The organism is Companilactobacillus sp. (genome assembly GCF_022484265.1).
Taxonomy (GTDB): Bacteria; Bacillota; Bacilli; order Lactobacillales; family Lactobacillaceae; genus Companilactobacillus.
Genome location: NZ_JAKVLR010000001.1, coordinates 2,005,066 through 2,028,082, shown reverse-complemented (window position 1 = coordinate 2,028,082; position 23,017 = coordinate 2,005,066). Strand labels below are relative to the sequence as shown.

Annotated in this window: 24 protein-coding genes; 8 read left to right on the top strand and 16 right to left on the bottom strand. The window is 39.1% G+C overall.

The window, feature by feature from the left end; all coding sequences use genetic code 11:
• Nucleotides 1-66: 66 nt before the first annotated feature.
• On the top strand, nt 67-933 hold the full coding sequence (locus LKF16_RS09720; protein ID WP_291470943.1) for a LysR family transcriptional regulator: 867 nt from the start codon (nt 67-69) through the stop codon (nt 931-933).
• Here LKF16_RS09720 and LKF16_RS09715 read toward each other — a convergent pair.
• From LKF16_RS09715 to LKF16_RS09700, 4 genes are all read right to left on the bottom strand, one after another.
• On the bottom strand, nt 923-1,417 hold the full coding sequence (locus tag LKF16_RS09715) for a GNAT family N-acetyltransferase (RefSeq protein ID WP_291470942.1): 495 nt from the start codon (nt 1,415-1,417) through the stop codon (nt 923-925). The genes LKF16_RS09720 and LKF16_RS09715 overlap by 11 nt on opposite strands.
• 57 nt (nt 1,418-1,474) lie before the next feature.
• Entirely contained in the window at nt 1,475-2,734 is a 1,260-nt protein-coding gene (locus tag LKF16_RS09710; protein ID WP_291470941.1) for an MFS transporter, read from the bottom strand.
• Nucleotides 2,735-2,972: 238 nt separating this feature from the next.
• Entirely contained in the window at nt 2,973-3,857 is an 885-nt protein-coding gene (locus LKF16_RS09705; RefSeq protein ID WP_291470940.1) for a helix-turn-helix transcriptional regulator, read from the bottom strand.
• 148 nt (nt 3,858-4,005) lie between these two features.
• Nucleotides 4,006-4,383 carry a hypothetical protein gene (locus tag LKF16_RS09700; protein WP_291470939.1) on the bottom strand — a complete coding sequence of 126 codons (378 nt, stop codon included), beginning with the start codon at nt 4,381-4,383 and terminating at the stop codon, nt 4,006-4,008.
• Nucleotides 4,384-4,645: 262 nt separating this feature from the next.
• Between LKF16_RS09700 and LKF16_RS09695 the strand changes: the two genes are divergently transcribed.
• Nucleotides 4,646-6,220, top strand: coding sequence for an Nramp family divalent metal transporter (locus LKF16_RS09695; protein ID WP_291470938.1), 1,575 nt, complete (start codon nt 4,646-4,648; stop codon nt 6,218-6,220).
• Nucleotides 6,221-6,242: 22 nt separating this feature from the next.
• Nucleotides 6,243-6,677 (top strand): universal stress protein, encoded by a 435-nt coding sequence (locus LKF16_RS09690; RefSeq protein WP_291470937.1) that lies wholly within the window; start codon nt 6,243-6,245, stop codon nt 6,675-6,677.
• A 548-nt stretch (nt 6,678-7,225) separates the two neighbouring features.
• Here LKF16_RS09690 and LKF16_RS09685 read toward each other — a convergent pair.
• The 8 genes from LKF16_RS09685 to LKF16_RS09650 form a co-directional block, all read right to left on the bottom strand.
• Nucleotides 7,226-8,065 (bottom strand): hypothetical protein, encoded by an 840-nt coding sequence (locus LKF16_RS09685; RefSeq protein WP_291470936.1) that lies wholly within the window; start codon nt 8,063-8,065, stop codon nt 7,226-7,228.
• An 84-nt stretch (nt 8,066-8,149) separates the two neighbouring features.
• On the bottom strand, nt 8,150-8,593 hold the full coding sequence (locus LKF16_RS09680; protein WP_291470934.1) for a hypothetical protein: 444 nt from the start codon (nt 8,591-8,593) through the stop codon (nt 8,150-8,152).
• A 160-nt stretch (nt 8,594-8,753) separates the two neighbouring features.
• Entirely contained in the window at nt 8,754-8,948 is a 195-nt protein-coding gene (locus LKF16_RS09675; RefSeq protein WP_291470932.1) for a hypothetical protein, read from the bottom strand.
• A 118-nt stretch (nt 8,949-9,066) separates the two neighbouring features.
• Nucleotides 9,067-9,711 carry a DUF4352 domain-containing protein gene (locus LKF16_RS09670; protein WP_291470930.1) on the bottom strand — a complete coding sequence of 215 codons (645 nt, stop codon included), beginning with the start codon at nt 9,709-9,711 and terminating at the stop codon, nt 9,067-9,069.
• Between the two features lie 28 nt (nt 9,712-9,739).
• Entirely contained in the window at nt 9,740-10,279 is a 540-nt protein-coding gene (locus tag LKF16_RS09665; RefSeq protein ID WP_291470928.1) for an Ltp family lipoprotein, read from the bottom strand.
• Nucleotides 10,280-10,431: 152 nt separating this feature from the next.
• Complete coding sequence (locus tag LKF16_RS09660; RefSeq protein WP_291470926.1) at nt 10,432-11,295, bottom strand: ROK family protein; 864 nt, start codon at nt 11,293-11,295, stop codon at nt 10,432-10,434.
• Nucleotides 11,296-11,419: 124 nt separating this feature from the next.
• On the bottom strand, nt 11,420-12,352 hold the full coding sequence (locus tag LKF16_RS09655; RefSeq protein ID WP_291470924.1) for a TerB N-terminal domain-containing protein: 933 nt from the start codon (nt 12,350-12,352) through the stop codon (nt 11,420-11,422).
• A 175-nt stretch (nt 12,353-12,527) separates the two neighbouring features.
• Nucleotides 12,528-12,884, bottom strand: a complete 357-nt coding sequence (locus LKF16_RS09650; RefSeq protein WP_291470922.1) for a YrdB family protein — start codon at nt 12,882-12,884, stop codon at nt 12,528-12,530.
• A 141-nt stretch (nt 12,885-13,025) separates the two neighbouring features.
• Here LKF16_RS09650 and LKF16_RS09645 point away from each other — a divergent pair, with 141 nt between their 5' ends.
• The gene (locus tag LKF16_RS09645) at nt 13,026-14,438 is read left to right on the top strand and encodes a C69 family dipeptidase (RefSeq protein ID WP_291470921.1); all 1,413 of its coding nucleotides are present in this window, start codon (nt 13,026-13,028) and stop codon (nt 14,436-14,438) included.
• Nucleotides 14,439-14,680: 242 nt separating this feature from the next.
• Here LKF16_RS09645 and LKF16_RS09640 read toward each other — a convergent pair whose 3' ends face one another.
• Together LKF16_RS09640 and LKF16_RS09635 are read right to left on the bottom strand one after the other, a co-directional pair.
• Complete coding sequence (locus tag LKF16_RS09640) at nt 14,681-14,812, bottom strand: hypothetical protein (RefSeq protein WP_291470919.1); 132 nt, start codon at nt 14,810-14,812, stop codon at nt 14,681-14,683.
• A 229-nt stretch (nt 14,813-15,041) separates the two neighbouring features.
• On the bottom strand, nt 15,042-15,914 hold the full coding sequence (locus LKF16_RS09635) for an SHOCT domain-containing protein (RefSeq protein WP_291470917.1): 873 nt from the start codon (nt 15,912-15,914) through the stop codon (nt 15,042-15,044).
• Between the two features lie 480 nt (nt 15,915-16,394).
• On the opposite strand from LKF16_RS09635, the gene LKF16_RS09630 reads away from it, so the two are divergent.
• Entirely contained in the window at nt 16,395-16,553 is a 159-nt protein-coding gene (locus LKF16_RS09630; RefSeq protein WP_291470915.1) for a hypothetical protein, read from the top strand.
• A gap of 11 nt (nt 16,554-16,564) precedes the next feature.
• On the opposite strand, the gene LKF16_RS09625 is transcribed toward LKF16_RS09630, so the two are convergent.
• Nucleotides 16,565-17,593 (bottom strand): SDR family oxidoreductase, encoded by a 1,029-nt coding sequence (locus LKF16_RS09625; protein WP_291470913.1) that lies wholly within the window; start codon nt 17,591-17,593, stop codon nt 16,565-16,567.
• A 111-nt stretch (nt 17,594-17,704) separates the two neighbouring features.
• On the opposite strand from LKF16_RS09625, the gene LKF16_RS09620 reads away from it, so the two are divergent.
• The 3 genes from LKF16_RS09620 to LKF16_RS09610 are packed head-to-tail and all read left to right on the top strand — an operon-like array spanning nt 17,705 to nt 22,489.
• Entirely contained in the window at nt 17,705-18,145 is a 441-nt protein-coding gene (locus LKF16_RS09620) for a MerR family transcriptional regulator (protein ID WP_291470911.1), read from the top strand.
• A 1-nt stretch (nt 18,146) separates the two neighbouring features.
• Nucleotides 18,147-19,328, top strand: a complete 1,182-nt coding sequence (locus LKF16_RS09615) for an exonuclease SbcCD subunit D (RefSeq protein ID WP_291470909.1) — start codon at nt 18,147-18,149, stop codon at nt 19,326-19,328.
• Between the two features lie 2 nt (nt 19,329-19,330).
• The gene (locus LKF16_RS09610) at nt 19,331-22,489 is read left to right on the top strand and encodes an AAA family ATPase (RefSeq protein ID WP_291470907.1); all 3,159 of its coding nucleotides are present in this window, start codon (nt 19,331-19,333) and stop codon (nt 22,487-22,489) included.
• A 70-nt stretch (nt 22,490-22,559) separates the two neighbouring features.
• Here LKF16_RS09610 and LKF16_RS09605 read toward each other — a convergent pair whose 3' ends face one another.
• On the bottom strand, nt 22,560-22,919 hold the full coding sequence (locus LKF16_RS09605; protein ID WP_291470905.1) for a hypothetical protein: 360 nt from the start codon (nt 22,917-22,919) through the stop codon (nt 22,560-22,562).
• Nucleotides 22,920-23,017 lie beyond the last annotated feature (98 nt).

Below are 23,017 nucleotides of genomic sequence, written 5' to 3'. Positions count from 1 at the left end.
AGTATCATAAGTAAAAATTAGTATTTCTTGCTACATCATAAGTTTTACTTATACCGGAGGTCGAATATGCTAGATAAACGTTATCAAACCTTGATTATCCTTGAAAACACGGGATCTTACACAGCAACTGCAAAGCAGCTTTTTATCACGCAACCGGCTGTTTCTCAGCAAATTAGTTCACTGGAGACCGAATTACATCTCCATCTCGTCAATAATAACGGCCACCGGATCGAATTGACTGAACAAGGAGTCAAACTTGCTGAACTTGCTAAGCAGATCGACATTGAAACTAGCAAGGTCATTCAGACTATGCAAACTAACGCAGACCAAAATCGATTGAAGATGGGCTGCACCTTGAGTTTGAGCACTACTCTGTTGCCAAAATTCATCCAAAATCTTTCCAGCAAGTTTCATATTTTAACTTCGGAAATCAATAACACAACTCACATCCTTCAAAATATTCGTGATGGCAGGATCGACTTTGGCTTGATTGAAGGCAATTTTAACAAGTCAGAGTTCGACTCGATTTTTTTACAAAATGAGAACTTCATTGGCGTCAGCAATCCTGCTCTTAATTTCGACTCAAAGAACATTGTCGACTTGTTCGATAAAAATCTTTACGTCCGTGAAATTGGCTCGGGTAGTCGCGAAATTTTAGAACATTGGCTTGGCACGCAAAATTTTTCGATCAATGACTTCAAGCATATTATCGAAATCGCTAGTCCATCGGTCATCGTGCAACTATTGCAGCAGTCTCCTGGCATCAGTTTTATTTATGAATCATTGGTGGAAACTGAAATAAATGACGGCAAACTAAAAAGACTCGATCTCAACGGATTTAATATTTCTCATCCGATCAACCTAGTCTTTTTAAAAAATAGTTATTTTACTGATACGTATCAACAACTCGCTGACACGGTGCTTAATCGATAAATTCCGTTTTGAAGATGCCTGAGAAGATCCCAGCATAATAGGCAATAAGATCAATGTAGTCTTGTTTTTCAAAGTCGCCATTGTGATACATCATCGAATACTTAACGCCTTGTTCCAGTGCCAATTTTGATGACATTGTAAAGCCATTTCGTTCATAAAACTTCACCCGACTGCGACGTTGTGCTGCATTGTCGGCGGTATCATCGATTGGTTCGACACTGATTGCAAAGTGTTGGCCCTCATACATTTTAAAAATGTCTTGAAGGATCTTACTACCATATCCTCCACCGCGTAATTCAGAATTGACTGCTAAATAGAAGATGTACGTCAGTTTTTGACGACTGATGATATAGGCAAAACCAACAAATTGGTCGTCATCGTAAAAAGCAATAAATTCGATAAATTGCTTTCTAGACTGCATCATTAACCACATCCAAGGAACACGTTCTTCTTTGGGGAATGCTTCAAAATACATTTTTTTCATCAGTTGATAGTCATTTGAATGTCTAGTAATTATCTTTTTAGTTAGAATACTAACACCTCATTTTTCCTCATCAATTGTTTCTTGCAATTGTGCATCGTATCTTCTGGCGAGTGGCACTGTCAAAACTAGTAATCCACAAAGTAGCGTACCAATTCCGGATACGACAAACAAGTTGTTGACCCCAATTGAATCGGCTAAAGGTCCGGCAAAAATCAGTCCGACGGGACCTGATAGATTCATCAATGAATTAAATATTCCCATGATCCGTCCCAGGATCTCTGAAGGATAGCTTTGTTGAAGCATCGCTATCAATAAGGTACTGAAAAATGGCGACGCTATTCCGGCTATTGCATTGAGGATGCCAAACCAGATCAATCCACGAAAGTTGCCTGGTAGATTGCCACTGAAGATAAAGGCTACTCCTAGAAAAAGCATTGACCAAAGGATCGGAGTCACTCGATCTTTCCACTTTCCAAATAAGCCAATGATGCCTCCACCCAGCAACATTCCGGCTGAAAAGATTCCTTCAATGATTCCGGCTTCACCGACTGTCCCGTGAAAATATGACATCGTCATCAAAGGATACATCGTGGTTGCTGGCATGAAAAATAGCGTATACAACGTTCCCAACAACGTCAGCATCCATAAGCCACGTTTACTTTTTAACTTAGTCAGACCAAATTTGACGTCTGCCAACAATTTAATTTTTTCATTAAAAATCGGTCTTTCGGGAATCTTGATCCAGAGGTTGATCGGTGTCGCAAACATTGCCCCTAGTGGATCTAGCAATACTAAAATTGGTAGCGGTATGATAGCAAATAACAATGCACCCAAGGCTGGGGCGATTATCAAATTGGAGTTTTGGACCACGCCTAGTTGTCCATTCACCCTAGTCAGTTGATCTTGTGGCACCATGGTCGGCATCATTGATTGGATCGTCGGCATCTGGAAAGTCTGAGCAACTGACCGAATGAATAGCACAACAAAAATTATCCAGATTGGTATATTGTGATCGATAAAGCCGGCAATACTCAGTAAAATCGCGGCTAATGCGGAAACAATATCTGGTATGATCAGTAAAGCTTTTTTATTATGACGGTCAACGAAGGGGCCGACTAAAGGGCTCAGCAAGACCATTGGCAGCATACCAACTAAGGTTGCAGCACTCAAAATCGTGGCTGAACCAGTCCGTTTGGTCAAATACCAGATGATAGCGTATTGGACGATCATACTAGTTATCCCGGAAACAAATTGACCGGTCAAAAATGAATATATATTTAACCGCCAATTTTTTACAGCAGAAAATTGTTCTGGCATCGATTCACCTCCATTCTTCTTAACCAAGACCTGATCTTCATCTGGAGGTTGGTAAGTCAAGAATCACTTGTAAAATTCATCACTAACTTGATTTAAGCATCATCGACAATTAATTGCTAGATGTTTTGAAGTTTACGGTATGAAAGTAGAATTAGAGAACAAAATAACGCAATTTCACAGAATTATCCTGGTAAAAAGGCCAATTCAACTGAATTGACCTTTTTACTTCTATTTATTGTTATTGCAATTTTTTCTGCAATGCCTTGGGCGACTGAACTTTAAACTTTTGTTTGACTGTCTGTAGCCACTTGATTGCAAATTCTTCATTATAAAAATCTTTTTCCAGCACTAAGATTCTGTCTGGCAGGTTTACTACTTTATCACGTTTAAACGTCTTATTAACAAATGCATGTTGTGATGGATTGAATTCTAGATTGACTAGATAACGATCTCGAAACGACCGCGGATCTTCGGTTCCGTTTTTTAAGTCAAATGGTTTGCGAATAAACTTGGTTCGCGTGGTTTCTAACTCATAAATGGATTCGACTTTAAAAATCCGGAGGTCATTACGCAAACGACAAAATGCCCAAATATACCACTCGTGGTCTTGATAGAACACTTCCATCGGTTCAATATCGCGTGTCGTGAAGACACCCTTGGTATCGTAATACTGAATATTTAAGACCCGATGTTTCTGACTAGCTAGATACGCTTGGGCTGCGTTTGAAGCGATGTCTAGATTAATCAGATGGGCAGCTTCGTGCAAATCTGGGTATGATAAAGTGCCATAAGGCAAACGGTCAGCTTCATCCATTAATTTTTTCACAAAATTCGCAAGGGAGCGTTTGTTCATGGGAATCGATTTATTAGTAATGGCTTGATTCAATGCCAAAAATTGATTTAGTCGCACAAATCGTCTGAACATCACGATCTGCGTGTTCAACGCATAGGTTGGATACCGTCCAGAACTAACTTTGATATCAAAATTTAACTTTTTGAGTAGCGTAATGATGTCAGAAATTTCTTCAGGCTGACAATCCAAAATTTTACATAGTTCCGTGCGACTTTCTTTTTCAGCTTCTAACAATCGAAAAACAACGGCCATTACGTGGTTTAATTCCATGACTTAGCTCCCATATTATTATTTAAGTTTGAAAATTTCAGTTCCTAAATACTACTATATGGAATGGTCCAGACTTTTGAAAGTCTTTTTGAAAAAATCGATTCCTCACTACATAAAAAGCGAAAATCCAAAGATTTTCGCTTTTTTACTACAATATCTCAACTTGGTCTTGATAACGTTCTGAATTATTAAACTGCATTAACACTTTTTCACAAAGGTATTGATTTTCAAACACCACTAAATCAAATTTTCTTTGCGAAATATAATAGGAAACTAAATGTGAAAAGTAAACGAATCTCAGCATATCGTTGTAATTATCTTTGATCTTTAAAGCCTTTTGCACAAAGGTATTTACTACTTTATCGCCAACTTTAATATACGCTGGCATCTTAATAAATTGGATTCCAACGCCCTTGTGATCATTTGCCCACTTTTTATTATTTTTACTTAAAACCGTATAAATTTCTGTCTCGCTGTCCACGATGGGAACGTCGGATAAGTCCATTGCAACAATGACTTTCACCATTATCTACCTCACTTTTTTTAAATTATTTGACTATCAATCAACATTCTTATTGTTTGTTTGCATCTAAAAATATTTATTATTTTATTTTAGACTAATTTTTTCCAAATGTACAACATTACGAACATTGTATTGCCAATGTTTAAAGCGGTTTCAATATGTTTATGTGGTATAAGTGGTCAGTTAGCCTTGCCTAATTTTATGGTTCACATATGCTAAGTGATGCTTTAGAATGTATACGACAAGAGAAAGGGGAATTATATATATGTCAGATAATAAGAAATCTAAGGGCGGGTTGATCCAATACGCAAATGGCCCATCTTTGGAAGAAATCAATGGTACCGTTAAAGTACCAAAGGGCAAGGGATTCTGGAAAACACTTTTAGCTTATTCAGGTCCCGGTGCCCTCGTAGCCGTTGGTTACATGGATCCAGGTAACTGGTCAACATCTATTACCGGTGGTCAAAACTTCCAGTACCTACTAATGTCAGTAATCCTAATTTCGAGTTTGGTTGCGATGCTTTTGCAATACATGGCGGCTAAACTAGGAATCGTGACTCAAATGGATTTGGCTCAAGCTATTAGAGCTAGAACTAGTAAATCCTTGGGAATCGTTCTGTGGATTCTAACCGAGTTGGCCATCATGGCCACAGATATCGCCGAAGTAATCGGTGCGGCGATTGCTTTATACCTGCTATTCAATATTCCTTTGGTAGTAGCCGTATTTATCACCGTACTTGATGTTCTGTTACTTCTTTTACTTACAAAGATTGGTTTTAGAAAAATCGAAGCTATCGTTGTTGCTTTGATTCTTGTTATTATTTTCGTTTTCGCATATCAAGTTGCTCTATCAGATCCTAACTGGGGAGCCGTAGTTAGAGGTTTAGTTCCATCAGCTGATACTTTTGCCAGTGGACATTCTGTTAACGGTATGACACCACTTTCAGGTGCATTAGGTATCATCGGTGCTACTGTTATGCCTCATAATCTTTACTTGCATTCTGCTATTTCACAAACAAGAGCTGTTGATCACAACGATGAAGAAGACGTTGCTACAGCCGTTCGTTTCTCAGCTTGGGATTCAAATATCCAATTAACAGCTGCTTTCTTCGTTAACGCCCTACTATTAGTTATGGGTGTGGCCGTATTTAAGAATGGTGCCGTTCAAGACCCTTCATTCTTCGGTCTATATGATGCTTTAAAAGATACATCAACATTAAGTAACCCCGTATTGATCGGTGTTGCTAAGTCAGGTGTTCTAGCTACATTATTCGCCGTTGCCCTATTGGCATCAGGTCAAAACTCAACTATTACAGGTACTTTGACTGGTCAAGTTATCATGGAAGGTTTCGTCCACATGAGAATGCCACTTTGGCTACGTCGTTTAGTAACACGTTTGATCTCAGTCGTACCAGTTCTTATCTGTGTGGTTATGTTCAGTGGTAAATCTGCCGTTGAAGAACACATTGCTTTAAATAATTTAATGAATAACTCTCAGGTCTTCTTGGCCTTCGCCCTTCCATTCTCAATGTTGCCATTGCTATTGATGACTGACAGCAAAGTGGAAATGGGTAACCGTTTCAAAAATAGTTGGTGGATTCAAGGTTTAGGTTGGATCTCCGTTGTCGGATTAACATTCCTTAACATGCTAGGTTTACCAGATGCTATCGAAGCATTCTTCGGTGACAAGCCTACTGCTATGCAAACACAAATTGCACATACAATTGCATATATCTTAATTGTTGCTGTTGTTGCATTGTTGATTTGGACAATCTTTGAACTATATCGTGGTAATAAACGTTATGCTGAACAACAAAATTTAGAAGCTGACGCTGAATAATTACCATCTGGGGGAGAAAATTATGAGTGATAATGTTTTTAAAAGAATATTGGTCGGTGTCGATGACTCCGAAGATTCACTCTTAGCTTTAAAATATGCAATTCATACTGCCAAAGAGGATGACTCAGAATTGATCATCGCATCAATTCTTGAAGACAATACGATGAACGTATATGAGGCTTTGAGTAAGGATTATATCCATGGTGAACGTAAAGATCTTGAAAAGCACGTTCTCCAATATAAAAAGTTAGCTGAGGACGCTGGGGTCAATAATGTTTCTGCTGTTGTTGACGAGGGTGCTCCTGGTGAAACTATCATCAAGTCTGTCATTCCTGCATTTAATCCTGATTTATTGGTTATTGGTTCAGAAGCTCGTAAGGGTGTTAGAAAGCATTTTGGTTCTCAAGCATCTTATATGGCAAAGTATGCCGATATATCAGTGATGATATTTAGATAGTATTTACGCCCATGGTCGTTGGATCATGGGCTTTTTTTATATTTCGTTATATATTTTATATGCGGTATGCGGTCCGACTCCGGACGAAAATCGCTTTCGGGGATCCGTGACATGCTGGACACAACTTGAAGCCAAGTGTCACTGCGTGACGGCTTGTCTTCAAGCTTGGTCTTATCCTAAGCAATAAATTGCTAAGGATAATCTCAGCATTTGGTCCCCACGCGATTTCCGTCCTCCGTCTAATCTGGTTTAAATCAAAATCCCCTTTTGTTGTTTGAAAGAAGGAATGCGACTTTTTCTTGCCAAAGATTTGGGGTAGTCAGTTCACTCTGGTTTTGAGTGGGTTCGTTGGGTTTCACCCAACTTCATATCTCACTTGTTCCTCGTGAGATACTATTGGTTCACTCTGGCTTAAAGGGCTCGTTGAGCTTTGCCCAACATCACAACTCACTAGTTCCTAATGAGATATATCAACATCTACTCGTTGGGGTTCCCCCAACATCGATAAGTTCTTATTCAAGCCCACCAGTTTATTCATTGGATATGCATCATATAAACAATTTCCCTAAAATCAACAAGAGAATTGACGACATGAATACAACTGTCCAGTTATTTGATGTTCTTAAATGTTTTTCCTGTTTATCTCTATGAATAGATTCACGCGATATATCATCTTTTAAACTAACGAATTCGTTGCGTAATGATTCAAATTTCGTGTTTAGCTTATCAAATTTAAAACTATTTTCTGCTTGCATGCTCTCAAATTTGGTATCGAATTTATCATTAAGCTTGTCAAACTTCAGATTTGTCCCTGTTTGCATGCTGTCAAATTTCGTGTTTAGTTTATCGAATTTAAAACTATTTTCTGCTTGCATGCTCTCAAATTTGGTATCTAACTTATTATCGAGTTTATCGAATTTCATGTTTGTTTCAGTTTTCATACTGCTTAAATTGTTATCGAATTTACTATTGAGATTATCTAACTTGAAGTTAGTTTTGGATTGCATTTTATTCAATTTATTATCAAAGTTGTCTGATAAATTATTAAATTTAAGATCAACTTTATCTGACAAACTATGAATCCTAATATCTACTCTCTCGCTCAAATCGTCAATCTTGGTATCAACTCTATCTGACAATCCATCTATCTTTGTGTCAACTTTGTCTGACAAGTCATTCATCTTAATATCAAATTTATCTGACAAATTGCCAATTTTGATATCAACTTTATCATTCAAGTTATTTAACTTGCCATCAACTGTGTCGAATCTAAGATTCATGCTTTTTTCAAAATCTTTTTGCTGATCGTGCGAAACGTATTTATCGCTCATGATTATTGTTCCCCCTTCAACCGGTTTTGGTAATTGATTTTCATCGAACTCCATCATAGATCCCTCCAATTAAAACGTAATTTACTGTTAAATTACGCAATTGAATTGATTCCAACTTTATGATTTAAGTTCAAAGTTTATCTAAAAATATATCCTGATAATTGTCATAATTGCTAGAATTGCAATCATAATTGTCATCATGCCTAAATATACGATTACCGTTTTCTCCAAATAATCTACTCTTTGACCCAACAAATCGAACCGATCATCGGTAAATTTGAATTTTTCCTTTATTAAACTGATCTCTGCATCCAAATGATCAAACCTTGCAACAATTTTTTGAAACTTAAAATCAATTTTGTCGAATCGCTCATCTATTCTTTTAAACTTTTGATCCACCTGATCGAATCGTTTATTGACTTCTTCAAATTTCATATCAATTGCATCGAAGCGTTTGTCTAAATTGTCTTCAGCTGCTTTGAATTCATCTTTGGTAACATAATTACCCATGAAACCATTACCTCCATCACTTGAATTTGGAATGGGTGGATAGATCAGCTCATTTTCTGATTCTGTACTTGGCATCTTGTTCTCCTCTGAATAATATCATCATGCATTACTAAAATACTCAGTTTTCAGTAATTTCATTATTAGGATTTCTTATGATACCTAGGCATAAAAAAAGAACCTCTTATGAGAGGTCCTGATTGATTGCAAGTAGTTAAATCTGCAATATTATTCTGTTTTAAACCACACCTACCGCGCGTCCGATTGCATAAAATTCATGAATGATCATCGTGCGATATTGCTTATTTGAAAGTATGAGAGCAGCCATTACGACCACTGTCCAAAACCACCATGCTTGATAAAAAACTTTTGATGGCGCACGGCGTTTTAAAAAGCTTATTTGATGCGATCTCCTCCAATTACTATTGTCCATAATTCTCCTCCCCAGAAAAATCCATGTAACGCTTTCATTGTAGGAGTTTTGTATTATCGGACTGTGTTTAAATAATTAAGGTTCGATTACAAATAGACATTTTATCGATAAGGTTGGTTTATTCCCAGGTAGCATTTCCAAAAGTAACACTATATGGTCCAGAACCTTTGGCACCGTAATAAAAGACCATTGTTGCCTGTTTTCCAGCTGCTATGCTATCCGGAATGTTGTTATCATAGGTTTCAGCATTCAATTCGGCTATCTCATTTTGACTATCGTATAAGTCAAAACTATTTGGATTGAAATCCAATGGTGAGGATTTCGTATTTTCAACTGTGACTTTTACCGCTACTGGATGTTCGCCATCTTTTGCATCCAACAACTCGATTGAATTATCATCTTCGGCGGATTCAACTGTAACTTTTTCACCAGATTGAAATTCCATCGATTCGCCAAATGATGTCTTCCCGGTATCACTTGAAGTGTCTTCATCTGAATCATCGGAGTCGTAATCAGAGTCATCCCCTGAATCCGAAGAATCATCAGCATCGTCTGATTTAGTAGACGGTTTTGACGACGCTGTTTGGCTAATCTTAGTATGCCCAGTTCCTGTGTCATCGCTACTTCCAGGAACGATTACTGGAACAAATAAAAATAGTACTGCAACTATAAATAGCCAAAACCAGACATCTTTATAAAAAGGTGGTTTTCTTTGACTATGCTTTCTTGAATTTCTTGATTGTCTCGATCTTCGAGTATCCATTTATATCCCCATATTCTTATCAATTGACCTAATCGTTTAAATGTTGAATAGCATAATTTGCTTCGTCTTCAGTAAACTTCTCACCATAAGACGATGTTAGTTGGTCTTTGATTGCATCTGGCGACATAGACATATCCTTTTGATATGATTTAGCTTTTTCTAAAGCGTTCTTGTTATAGTCAGCCTTCAAATTATCGACTGCATATTGTGATGCTTCCGCGGAAAATTTTTCCCCTGAATCTGAAGATAACTGGTCGTAAATGCCTTGCTTAGACATGTGCATCATACTTGAATATGTTTTGGCCTTGTTCAAAGCCGAAGTATAGTCCGCTGGAACTTTATTTGCAGATGAATTCGATGAAGTACTCTTCTTATCGACTTTTTCAGACTTAGTTGAATCAGTCTTGGCCTCTTTATCGCTGTTGCCATGAGACTGAGTGCTACCGAATATTACAATAACGATAACTACTAAGATCCAAAACCACCATTTCTTGTAAAAAGGTTTCTTAGTCTTCCCCTGATTTTGATTATTGTTATTTCGTGAATTTCTTGTACTGCGACTTTCCATAATTTTCACCCCTAAAAAAAAATTTATACACCAATTTTATTGTATAAAATCATTGTTATGTAAACGTGTACAAACAATTAAAGTTAGATTACAGATTAAAAAAGACAACCTTTTTGATTGTCTGTCTGGTTATGTATTCAAAAAGAGGACTATTAATCATAAAAATTATAAGCTGCCCCGATCAAATTAGCATCATTATGATACTTTGCTGCGATTACTTGTGGGACCATTGGCACTTGGCCGATTCTGTTGGTGAGGTCACGGATGGCGAAGTTCAAATCATTGATGAAGATGGGATTGGCGGATACGCCTCCCCCAATGATAATCACTTCGGGATCAATCGAAAATTGAGCATTATATATAGCACTGGCTAGATTGTGATACATTAAGTTAACTAACCGCAGTGCACCTTCGTCACCTTTATGAGCACGTTCTAAAACCTGACGTCCCGTCAGGTTCTTTTTGTATTGTTCGTTATACAGTTCGGCCATATGCACTAGCGTGGCAACGTGGCTGAGCCGCTTGTTATGATGCGAAGCGGTCATGCCAAATTCGCCACCCAACAAATGCGTGCCGTGAACAATTTTTCGATCAAGCACGACTGAACCGCCAACACCTGTGCCAATGACAAAGAAAATCACGTTATGAAAGTTTTTTCCGGCACCGGACTTCATTTCTGCTAATGCAGCAGAGTTAGCATCATTTTCCATTTTGACTTTTAAATTTAGTCGCTTCTCGATTTCCGATTTAATCAGGAAGTTATGCAAATAAGGTAATGCTGAAATACCACCGATCACGCCAGTTCTCTGATTTACTGCACCTGGTATAGCAATGGATACTCCATCTAACTCTTCGCCGTCAAATTCGGCAACAATGTCCTCCAGCTTCAGGTAAAAATTTTTCAAGGTCCTAGGTGTATCAACTTTTGATTTGTTAGTTAATTCCTGAGTCTGTTGATTCCACAAAGCATATTTGATTGATGTTCCGCCCACGTCGATCACTACTAATTTTTTCATCACAGTCACCTACCTTAACATCATTATATTTGATTATCATCGGTTTAATTCATTAATATAAATGATATTGTTTAACCAAATTTGACCCTATACAAAAAAGCCAGCCTCGTGGCTGACCTACATTTTATGAGTAATAACTTTTATAATGTCCAACTAATTCGATTTTAACTGCCTCGCTAGTTTCTTCTAGCATCTTCAGCAATGGCTTACGAACGTTCTTATTTTCCAGTAAATTAGGAACCTTGATCTTACGTTCATCCTTTGGCAAAGAGAAATTCGACAGCAAGACATTGACGTTGCATTTGCCGGCATGATCAATGTGCTTAATAGAAAAATTGCCTTCTTCGTATTTCTTAGCCAACTTATCATTCAAAATTTTTTCAAACAAACGTGGCTTACCGGTCACATAACGTTGATCATCTAGTCCAATCTTCTCGGAGATCAACATGATGTCGTGCCCGTTCAAATGGCCGTGCGTATATAATTTTACCAGCGTTTGTGTCTCATCTGGCATGCTGTCGAGTTTCAAGCAGTTTAAAAATTCGACTCGCTTATACTTATAGGCTGCCCATACCAATGCATCAGAAGATTGGCGAACGAACTCTTCGTCTTCAATTTGTTGATGCAATTTGCAGATCAAATTGACTGCCGGCTCGACCATGCTGCCCATGCAGATGCGACGTTCCAAAGCGTATAGCAATAAATAGGCAAATCCAATATCTTCTTTTTGCTCGATATCTTCTAGCCAAGTCAAGAAACGATACTTCTGTCCTGGAGTCAGATTGCGAAACTCCGGATAGTTACCGACATTGTCGATATCTTCCTTATAAACTTGTGAACGAGTCATGATCTCTGATGGCTCAGAAATCGAATCGCCCTCAAATTCCTCAGTATTCTTGCGACGGCCGTCCCCAAACCAAAGCAAATCTAAGATCTCAGTCGAAATATTAAAAGTATGCGACCCCACACGCAAGTGTTGCAACGAATGATTAGCATGTGCATCAGCTAAATCGTGCGACAAAACATCCCTACCAAATATTGTTGCTAAAAAACTCATCTCTATTCTCCCCAAGTTAATATATTGTAAGCGCTTTAAAAAGATTGATTCTTATCTATCCATTTCAAATTTATCATATATGAAGGGAGATTTGGTAACGAATATTTTGTAACTTAAACAAAAAATATATTCTCTAAAAAGCTTTAATTTCAATACTTTTAGAGAATATATTTAATTATGAAACACGATGATGCTTTTTGAAAAATACTCTTGAAGTTGTATGTTCGAATAACTCACTAATTATTACTAGAATAAGATATGAAATCGCAAAGACACGATTATCCAAGCCGAATGTTTCGATGGTCAGACCACCAAAGATGACGATTTCTGAGATCAAACGGGTAAACTCGTTCACTCGATTTTTTGACTTAGGTGCCATGAACTCGGCCCAATATAAGACGATCAAAAGAGGTAGCACTAGAACGAATAAAATTTTTCCCAGTACTGTCGGCATCATGGTTCCGTTAATGATCAATAAGATAACTGAGAAGCTCTCTAGAAAAATACGCAAAGAGTCGCTAAAATACCGCACGGTATCACCCTCTTTTCACGAAAAATATAACATCAAGCTAACTCGATAGTTAAATATCTTGCCTAAAGCGGGTTGAACATTTAGAACCTTGGCGAAAAACGTTATAATGTTCGTAATATGAATAAAGGAGTATCTCTGAAAATGACAAAAAGAATTAAAGGCTCATGTACATCAATTTTAGTTGGTAAAAAGGCTTCGATCGACGGCTCAACCATTATTTCTAGAAATGATGATGGTCATGAAGCTCTAGATCCTGAACGTTTTGTAGTGGTCAATCCTGAAGACCAACCTAAACACTACCAATCAGTTATTAGCAAGGTTAAGGTTGAACTTCCTGACAATCCCCTACGTTACACTTCAATTCCTAACTCAATTTTGACTAATGGTATTTGGCCTGCTGCTGGTATCAACAGTGAAAACATTGCAATGTCAGCTACCGAAACCATCACAACTAACTCACGCATCTTAGGACTCGACCCTTACGTCGAAGGTGGAATTGGTGAAGAAGACTTAGTTACACTAGTACTTCCTTACATCCACAGCGCTAAAGAAGGTGTCGAACGTCTTGGCTCACTTCTTGAAGAATACGGAACTTACGAACCAAACGGAATCGCTTTTTCTGATAAAGACAGCGTTTGGTGGCTTGAAACTATTGGTGGACACCATTGGGCAGCCGTTCGTATCCCTGACGATGCCTACGTTGTAGCCCCTAACCGCATGAACATCGATGTCTTCGACTTTGATTCAGCTGATACTTTAGCTTCAGCAGACCTACAAGATTTCATTGAAAAAAATAATTTGAATCCGGACGAAAACATTTACAACCTACGTCACATTTTTGGTAGTGCAAGCATTAAAGATACTGTTTACAACAACCCTCGTGCTTGGTTTGGTCAAAAATATTTCACTCCAGATGCAGAACAAGACCCAATGGAACAAGACTTGCCATTCATCTGCCACGCTAACCGTAAGATCTCAATCGAAGACGTTAAGTTCGTTTTGAGTTCACATTACGAAAACACTAAATATGATGTCTATGGCGACGGTTCCGAATCAGACAAGACTAAATTCCGTCCAATCGGTATCAACAGAAACCACGATGTTCACATCTTGCAAATCAGAAATAACGTTCCCGACGAAATTGCTGGTATCCACTGGTTAGCATTCGGTGCTAATACCTTCAACTCAGTTGTGCCATTCTACGCAAACGTTAACGACACCCCTGCTACTTATAAAGACGCTGACGACGAATTTAACCTCAACAACATGTACTGGTTAAGTTGTACAACTGCCCTACTAGGCGACACTGATTACGACTTGTACGTTGACTTCAGAAATACCTTCGAACTCGAAGCTATGGGTTCATATCGCAAGATCCAACACGACACAGATGCTGACATCAAGAAACAAAGCAGTGCCAACATTCAAAAATATCTTGAAGAAGCAAACAACAAGCTAGCTGAGGATTCATTAAAACGTCAAACGAAACTACTCGGCGACATGGTGATCTTTGGATCAGAACACATGAAGCTAAGATATAATTTGAATGACTAACATCCCTGAATGCTCGTTGGCGCAGCCAACACTTTAAACGGTAGCGCATGCGCCTCAGGCGACGTACGTTCCCATCCTTAGTCGTTCGTTGGCGCAGCCAACACTTCAGACAGTAGCGCACGCGCCTCGGGCGACGTACGTTCCATTTTTTAAAACAATCTGTTATAATTACAAACGAAAAGAAGCCATCGATGTGTGAGATTGATGACTTCAACACAAGCTTCAGAACGATGGAGATCAGGCTAACCTTTGCGGTTAGCCTTTTTCATTTCTGCGTATGCCCGTGCAAAGTTTACCCCTGCTACTGACAAAACGTAGATAGCCACGGCAATATTAACCGTATCCTCCAACTCCATCTCTTCCAAATTTTTCATGATCAATACCTCCACAAGTTTCATTTATTCGAGGGGTACGTATCATTCGTTTGACTTGCTAAGTCGCTATGAAGGGGTAATTACTCCCTTCGCACAACCTAATTAGATAATATCCTTTTTTTAAAAAAATTATCTATTTAAATATTCATATTCCAACGCATTCAAAACGAAAAGGACACGCTTCCCACATTTGTCGGGAGCGTGTCCTTTTTGAATTTTCTAAAATATTTTAGATACCGAGTACTTTCTTCTTTTTCAACTGGAATTCTTCTTCCGTGATAACTCCAGCATCGACCAATTCTTTCAACTCCAGCAATTCACGTTTTTCTTGTTCAAAATTGGTCGTTAAACCTTGTGTCTGCGCATCGATCCGCTTTGGCTGATCAATAATAGATTGAAGCTTACTTTGCAGTTGCTGTTCAATTTTTATCAGACCATTGTATATGAAGCCTTGTGTTTTAGTTTCGCTATTAATAATTTTGGCCTCATAGTTGGTACCATCGGAAAAAGTGATCACAACTCCTAAATGGTTAACGACTTGAAAATCTTTTCCGCCAGTTAAAGCTCCAATGACCATCCCTGGTCCACCAAGTAGAACTCCACCAACAGCTCCGCGGGTGATCCGATGATGCTTACTCTTTTGACTGCCTTGAACATTTTCTCGAAAACCAACTATTTCCGAATAGTCGACTAGACGATATGGCGTCAACAATGACTTCTTGATCAACATTTTTGAAGTAGTATCATCGAACAATAGTTTTTCAATACTGACCGCATCATGAGACTTCATGTTGGCCAAAATAGTTTGATACTCTTCCTTTTGAGCAATCCGTTCCTGCTTGGCATCATTACGAGCCTTTAATCTTTTCTGTTCCTTTTCTTTGCGATTAGCTTTTCGAATATCACTTCGACTAATCGTTGTCGGAACAACCGGTGCAGCCTGGATGTGTTTAGAAAATTCAGCAACATACATCGACTTAGCCCGTATCTCATTCAATCCAGATTTTCTAAGGCAATCCTTACAAACATTTCCATCGAGAAGTTCGACACTCCCCTTCAAAAAAGTCGAACTCTTCCCGCAAATAGAGCATTTCTTGAACATATTTAGTCTCCCAAAATTCTGTTTTCCCTAAAAAGTTTTAAATCCATCGTATTTAAAGTTAACTTTAAATTATGTCTATTAAAAAATCAAATACAGCAGTATTACATTTGTTAGGAAGAAATTCTATCTCCAAATAGATCTCATATTTTTATTCCCATTAATTAATATCAATTTTTTTCTAAATTAAACCATTATATTTGACCGTATTGTTACAATGGAATAAGAAATAAAGGAGGTACATCCATGACACAAAATTCCAATGTAGCAGTTTTAGAGCAAGCAGATATGAATAAAAAAGGTGACTGGACATGGTCTCCGGTTTCAAAAGCTACTTCTTCTAAATAACAAATAATACATTTAAATAAATACAAAAAATCGTCCGTTAAAAAGACGATTTTTTTGTTGAATATTATAAAAACTTAAATTAGGGTTTGGCCTTCTTCCTTGCTAAAATTAAAAGAAAAAAGGAGGATCCATCCGATGGACGATGATATTTTTGACTTCGAACATGGTTTGATCGATGAAGACGGCGAATGGACTTGGTCGCCCAACTTTTCTGACGACGATTTCGATGAAGATGAATCCGATGATTTTAACGACAACTTAAAACGCGATATCGAATTCGGTTTATACGATTAAGAGCTGAGATCTTAGATGATCTCGGCTTTTTTCATCGTGTCGATCGAACTCAGCACGATTTCTTCATTGTTAGCAAGCGGATGCCAATCTAACGTTTCTTTAGCTTTTTGATTAGAAACGTTGCGGTTCATATCTATAAATAATTTGCCACCTTGAGCTTGCTTATTGAAGATTGCAGCTAAATTGATCAGCCAATTTGGCAATTTCTTGTCGATTATTTTATCAGACAATTCTGGACGTTGCTTCTTAATAAGCTGGATCATCTCACCGATTGAAATTTCACCATCGGCACTTGCAATAAATCGTTGACCGTTGGCTATTGGAGTCTGCATGGCTTTGATATGAATGTCGGCAACGTCACGAACGTCAACGATATTCAGCGGTAAATCAACGTATCGTTTCTGCGAGCCATCGAACAGACCCTTCAAGATATCAAAGCTTCCCGAAACGTGGCCATTTAATGATGGACCAAGCATAGCAACTGGATTGACGGTCGCAAATTCCAAATTGACCTCAGGCCGATCGATATAGTCCCAGGCCTTCATTTCCGCGATCAACTTGGATTTTTCGTACAAAGAAATTCCCTTCTGATCAACATCGGTCCAATCCGCTTCAGTCGTTGGACGATTCGACTTTTTACGGCTGAACCCAACTGCACCAAAGTTTGAAGTCATTACTACTCGCTTAACTTGTGCCCGATTGGCAGCCTGAAGCACGCGGATTATTCCCTCAACTGCTGGACGGATCGCATCAGCTTCATTCTTGGGCTGATCGAAAAACACTGGCGAAGCTACGCTCATGACAAAGTCAGTCCCACTCATCGCTTCATCCCAACCCTGGTCACTTGAAAGATCCGCTTCATAAAAAGTTAGTTGATCGAGATTTTTCGTCTGATTATTGCGTAATGTATTAAGAATGCTATCCTGCTTCTTCAAAGAACGGACAGTCGTCTTCACCTGATAATTTTGATTTAATAATTGGTCAATGATGTGCAGACCGAGAAATCCACTGCCACCGGTCACCAAAACTGTTTCTGTCATAATATTTCCTCCATTGAATCGAAAATGTTCTTAACTATCGAATAACAAGAGTGTAAACTCTAAACCATGGTTTAGGGCAAGAACGTTTTTTAAAAAAATTGAGGTGGTCTGATGATCAAAACTTACACAATTAAAGAAGTCGCCGAAGACTTCGACCTGTCGATCTCGACAATCCGTTATTACGACAAGAAAGGACTATTGCCTTTCGTGGCAAAAAACGACGCTGGATATCGAATTTTTACCGATGCGGATTTGAATTTGATCAAAACTATCGTCTGCCTCAAAAATACTGGCATGGCGATCAAGGACATTCGTTCTTACATCGAAGACGTCATGCAAGGTCCTAGTTCGATCGAGCATCGCAAAACGCTGTTGAAAAAACATAAGCGTGAGGTTTTACAAAAGCAACAAATGCTGACGGAAAACTTAAAGGAGATCGACTTCAAACTTGACCGCTACAATTCACCTAAAGCGGAAGAAATTGTCGGTGCGGAATTCCAATATCTGACCAATGAAAAGAAAACTTTAAATACCAAGAATACGGAGGACTAGTATGAAATTTTTACACTCAGCCGACTGGCATATCGGACGCACGCTCAATGGCTATTCGCTGTTGGACGAACAAAAGCACGCCTTCAAGGAAATGCTGCAAATTGCTATCGACCAACAAGTTGACGCAGTCGTCATCGCTGGCGACATTTATGACCGTGCCATTCCTAGCACCAACGCCGTCACGACTTTGGACAGCATGCTGCAGGAGATCAACCTCGAGCACTCACTGCCCATCTATGCAATCTCTGGCAATCACGATGGAGCCAAACGATTAAACTTCGCCAACGAGTGGATGGAAAAAAGCGACTTTCACCTGACTACTTTGTTAGACGAAGCTTTTTCGCCAGTCGAAACTCCGGAAGTCCAAATTTTCATGCTGCCGTTTTTTGACCCCATGGACGCTCGCGTTTACTACCAAGAACAAGGTTTAGATGCTGACCAAGTTAAAAATATCCACACGATCACTGATGCGATGAATCTAGTTTTGCCTGACATGGAGAAATTGTTCGACCCCAACAAAAAACACGTGTTGATCAGCCACTTTGCCGTCTCTCCTAGTGCCGATCAAGAAATTGAGCTCACCAGTGAAACCACGTCAAAAGTCGGTGGACTAGCAACCCTGACTGCACAACAATTTGAAAAATTCGACTATGTAATGCTGGGCCACATCCACACACGCAATGCTTCACCTGCTGAAAATGTCCGCTATGCTGGAAGTCCCGTAAAATTCAACGTTAAAGAAGCTAAGATGGCTAATCAAGGAAAAGGAGTCGATATTGTTGAAGTGACCTCTGACAAAATCGAACGGACTTTTTTTGAGATTCAGCCAAAAACTGATTTAGTAGTATTGGAAGAAAATTGGGATACTTTGCTTGATCCGACTTTTTACAAGACGCAACCGATCGACCAGGCTTGGTTCGCCATCACCGTCAAGGACTTCGACCGTAGCAAGCACATCAACGTTCGGGCTAAACTTCAAGAAATTTACGGGACCGTGGTTGAACTCGATTACGAAAACGTCAAACGTGAAGACAGACCTGACGTGGCTCAACAAAATCTCAGCGAACTCAGTCCGGATAATATCGTTGACCAATTTTTTAAAACCATTACTGGCAATGACCTAACTAAGGACCAAAAAGAACTTGTCGATGGCATCTTCGTCGACTTAAGAAAGGAAGATTAGTCGTGAAACCAGTTTACTTACAAATGCATTATTTCGGTCCTCACGAGGACTCAGTGATCGATTTTCGTGAACTCGAAGAAGCACCGATTTTCCTAATTGGCGGCGATACCGGTGCCGGAAAATCGACCATATTTGATGCCATGACCTATGCCCTATTTGGTACGACAACGGGCGACCGCAATGCTAAAGAACTGCGGAGCCAATTCGCACCAGCTGATGAAAAAACTAGCGTGACCTTTTACTTTGAACAAGGCAATCAGCTGTATCGAATCATCCGCACACCCGAACAATTTCTCGCCAAGAAACGTGGTACTGGAACAACTAAGAATACCGCCACCGCAAAGCTTGCCATCGTTGACGAAGTTGGTGGCACAGAAATTTCTAGTATCGCTACTAAGCCAGTCGACGTTGCCAATGAAGTCGACAGTATCCTCAATCTGACTGCGGATCAGTTCAAGAAGATCATCCTCCTGCCGCAAAACGATTTCTCCGAATTTTTGAAATCAAATACCAATGATAAAGAACCGATTTTGAAAAAAATCTTTGGGACGCAGCTGTTTACCAAATTCACTCAGGAATTAAAAGATAAGTACGATTCTGCTCGGAAAAAGAATGAGAGTTTCGATACTGACTTGAAGATCCAGTTGGAGTCGACTGCTTGGACTGATGAGGAAAAAGCTGCTTTGGCAAAGGAAGCTACGACGCAAAAAGTCGTCTTGCTCAAACAATACGTTGGCGAACGCGAAACTAATCTTGCCTCATTAAATAAGCAGAAAACTGTCGTGGATGCAGCCGTAGCCAGCACCGACAAAGATTTTCAAGCTGGCAAGGATCTAGAAAAGAAATTTACCGACTTGGCGAAATTTAAGACCGACTATCAGACTAATATTATTGAAAAAGAAGACGAATATCAAAAGCAACAAGCTCACTTGTCAGAATTGCGATGGGCGCAGTTGTTGCAAGATACGATTCGGGATTTAGACAATAAAACTAATGAATATTCGCAGAATCTCAAACAACAGACCGAGCTAACTGACAAGGTTTCGATTGCGGAACAAAGTTTTTCAAAGTCTAAGTCACAAGTCGATGAATTGACCAAGCAGACTGCTGATTTTGAAAAGCAGAACAAACGCAGCCAAGAACTAGCCGGCTTGATTCCTAAGGTTGAAAACCTTGAATCAATCAAACAAAAGTTAGCTTTAGGAAAACCACAATTGGTAGAATTTCAAAAGCAATTTGACCAGCAGAATGTGGTCGTCAAAGAACTTGCTAGTCAGATCGATCAGAAAAAGCAGACGCAAGTTTCTGGCGAAGCACTCAATCGAACCCGCAATTCATTGACTGTCCATCGACAATTGTTCGTTGAGACCTTGTCGCCCTTGGAAAATGAAACTAAGAATGCTCATCAACAACTTGCTCAAACTCAAGATAAAGTTGCACAATTGCAGGCTCGTTTTAAAACTACTCAAGCAGATGTTAAAAAAGCACAAACGATTTATGGTCAACAGATCACACGTCGTCAGGACTTGATGATTGCACAATTACAAAAGGAATTAGTCGATGGACAACCTTGCGTTGTCTGTGGTGCAACTGACCATTCAAATATGGTCCACACGATTGATGCCGATGAGACCGAATTGAAGAAAGCGATGGATGAAGTCGATCAAGCACAAAACAATTTAGCTTCAGCTACCAAGGCTTTTGAAACAGTCTCTGCCGACTTGAAGACTGCTAAGGCCGACTTACAAAAGCTGACCCAAGAAGTTCAAGTTGCTGATAAAAATTTAGCAGACAAGTATCAAGAGTTGAGTGGAGATATCGAATTTGACCTCCCGAAAACTTTTTCAATGGAAAAAATCAAACTAGCCTTTGACAAACAAATCAAAAATGTCGATGACCAAATGGCTGCGGGTAACCAGACTGCCAAAGAGATAGCCGACTTAGAGACGCAACTCAAGACTAGCAACGACAAGGTCAATCAGCTGAACCTACAATTGACTGCTAAAAAGACTGAGTTGGATAATCTACAGAGCGACCTCGAACAGCAAGATGTTGCTACTGATAATACTAGCGCCGAGCTAACTGCAGAAAAATCGAAGCTTGAACAAAGTTACCAGAAATTTCAGACTGACTTGCAAACTGCACAAAAGAATATGCAAGATGCCAACCTCATTTTGTCGCAAAGCAAGACTAGCCTGAAGGATCTGTCGGAACAACTGGCAAAGCAACACAAAACAATCAAGCAGTTGACTGAACGTTCAACGGAGGCCTTAGAAGCTGCCGATGCTAAGACCAATGATGAAGCAATTTTACGTAGCTGGATCGACGAGATCAACCACGATGCCTTATCGCAACTGCAAGTTGCTATTTCCAATTATCAACAAAACAAAACTCGTTTGGATAAGGAAATCAAACAGTTGCAGACTGACTTAAAAGATACAGAAAAGCCTGACATGGACAAGTTACAAACAGCCTTGAACCAAGCGAACGAGCAAAAAGAGGCTATCATCAGTAAAGTTACCTACGCTAAGAAAGTTTTAGATGATGCCAAGCAAAGTTTCCAAGCAGTTAAAAAAATCATCAAGAGCCAAGGTACTTTTGCTAAGAAATTTGGAGAGATCACTAGCCTGTACAACATCGTGACTGGAAAGGACGGCAACGACAGCAAGCTTAAGTTAGAAACTTACGTGGTTCAAAACTACTTACAACGAGTTCTGAATTACGCCAACGACCACTTTATCAATTTGCTATCGAACAATCGCTATACCTTTGAATTGTCCGATGAGGCGTCAGACAAACGGACTGACCATGGGTTAGATATCAACGTTTTCGATAACGAAACTGGACGTTCACGTTCATCTAATACTCTTTCGGGTGGCGAAACATTTATTGCTGCCCTATCGATTGCATTGTCATTAAGTGAAGTCGTTCAATCATCTTCAGACGGCGTAAAAATTGATGCCTTGTTCGTTGATGAAGGATTCGGTTCACTGGACCATGAAACGCTCGATAAAGCAATGGAAGCACTCGAAACCATTGGTGAAAACCGCATGGTCGGGGTCATCAGCCATATCGATTCGATGAAAAACACCATCGGCCAACAAGTATATATCAAGAAGTTGGGCGATGGTCGCAGTACCGTGCAAATGATAAGTAAATAATAAAAGCCACCCAATGACATTCACTCAAGCACATTAGCTTGAGAAATTGCCATGGATGGCTTTTTTATTTTTACAATGCAATTTGAATTTCATAATCCCAACGAGTACTCTGTAAGATTGATTTGATCTTGCTAAAAATATCGTCAGTGCCAAAATGAGTTTCTACGGTCAACCCATTTTTTAAAGTGATTGGTTCAACGAATCGGCTTGGATCATCCTTGAACAATACCTTGTCGCTCATCAAGTTGTGAAATAAATGCGGATCATTTTCCGTAATATAATCTAGCGATGTGACAAAGACGTCCACCCAGGATTCCACAGCAAACTCCTCACCATTCAAAATAAACTTAGACGGCACCATTCCGTAAGGAACAAAGTGGCCATTATTCAGCCTCAAGATCTTGTTGCCAGTAGCTTCTTCAATATCCATTTAAATCACCATCCCATCATAGTCATTTCAAACTAATCGTAATTCCGTTGTGGGATAGGTTCAACCTCGAAATAATTATGAAAAATGATGAAAAATTA